Origin of the sequence: Acidiphilium sp., assembly GCF_049977125.1 — a bacterium.
Classification (GTDB): Bacteria; Pseudomonadota; Alphaproteobacteria; order Acetobacterales; family Acetobacteraceae; genus Acidiphilium.
The window spans coordinates 5,023-6,599 of sequence record NZ_JBMFGY010000150.1 but is presented as its reverse complement, the minus strand read 5'-3'; the positions used below and the strand labels follow the sequence as shown (position 1 = coordinate 6,599).

Annotated in this window: 2 protein-coding genes; one reads left to right on the top strand and one right to left on the bottom strand. The window is 66.3% G+C overall.

The window, feature by feature from the left end:
* On the bottom strand, positions 1-450 hold a 450-nt coding region (locus ACP5E6_RS15375; RefSeq protein ID WP_427955463.1), incomplete at its 3' end, for a cupin domain-containing protein.
* Between the two features lie 191 nt (positions 451-641).
* Here ACP5E6_RS15375 and ACP5E6_RS15370 point away from each other — a divergent pair.
* On the top strand, positions 642-1,577 hold a 936-nt coding region (locus tag ACP5E6_RS15370; RefSeq protein ID WP_427955461.1), incomplete at its 3' end, for a LysR family transcriptional regulator.

Genomic DNA, 1,577 nt, shown 5'->3' with positions numbered 1-1,577 from the left:
CACCCGCTCCGGCGGATCGACCCACCGCTCCGGTATCCGCGCCTCATGCCCCGGATTGAGCGGATAGCGTATCCGGTTCTCCTGCGTCGGCTCCCCCACCACCAGCAGCCGCACCTCATCCTTGGTGTTGTTCATGAAACTATGCGCAATCCCCGTCCCCGGCGGAAACCCCACCGAATCCCCTTGCCGCAACCGCACCAGATGCCCATCGATCCACGCATCCGGCGTGCCCTCCAGCACATAAACGAACTCCTCCAACGCGCTCTCCGCATGCGGGTACGACGTCCGCCGCCCCGGCGGCAGCCGCTCATGATGAATCCCGATCCGCCGCAACCCGAGCTTCCGCCCCAGCGGTGCATTGATCGAAAACAACTCCTCATCGCCCGGATAACGCGCATCATCCGCACCCTCCAACTCGGTCCAGTGCCGGATGAAATCAGGTCGCTCCATCATCGATCTCCTCTGCGCCGGCTCAGCCCAAACCCGCGTCGAAACCCCGCGCGAGCGGGAAAAATCATAGGGTGGCGCGGCTTCGGGCGCAATCCAGCCGCCCGCACCATCCGGCGCGCTGACCTGCCGCGCGCCCCCCAATCGAGCGCCCCCCCTTTGCCATCGCGCCCAATCTCGCCAAAACTGCCGCCATGGCAGCCAAACCCATCCTCAACCGCAGTTGGATTCCCCTCAACGCCTTGCGCGCGTTCGAGGCGGTCGGCCGGCATCTGAGTTTCACCGCCGGCGGTCAGGCGCTCAACGTCTCGCAAAGCGCGCTCAGCCGCCACGTTCAAACCCTCGAAACCCTGCTCGGCACGCCCCTTCTCATCCGCCGCCCCCACGGGCTCGAACTCACCGCCGCCGGAAAATCGCTGCTCCCCGCCATCAGCCGCTCGTTCGATGCGATCGAACGCGAAATGAACGACATCATCCGCCATCGCGGCCGCTTCGCGCACCAGCGCACCCTGCGCGTCCACATGCCGCCCAGCTTCCTCCAGCACATCGCCCTCCCGGCGCTGAAATATTTCCACCGCCAATACCCCGACATCCTGATCGACGTCTCCGCCACCAACGGCATCGGCCTGCCCAGCGACCGGCCCGACCTCGCCCCCGACGTCGCCGTGGTGTACGACCGGCCCCAAATCAGCCAGACCGTGTCGGATCTGCTCTGGATGATCAGCGTCGCCCCGGTCTGCGCCCCCGAAATCGCCGCCGCCCACCAGGGCAAATCCCTCGAGGATTTCCTCCGCGACAACGAAATCCTCCACGTCAAACTCGAAGGCCAGGACCGCTTCATCATGTGGGCCACCTACGTCAAGCGCCTCGGCCTCAACCTCAACACCGATCGCGGCCTCGCCTTCGACACCGCAAGCTACGCCGTCACCTGCGCCATCTCCGGCGCCGGCGTCGCCCTCACCGACCCCACCCTCTTCGCCGCCGACATCGCCGCCGGCCGCCTGATCATGCCCTACGACGCCATGATCGACGAAGGCTACGGCTACTTCCTCATCCTCCGCCCCGAAGACCTCGCCGACCCCGTCATCGCCCTGTTCCGCAGCTGGATGATCGAACACTGCGCCCGCCCC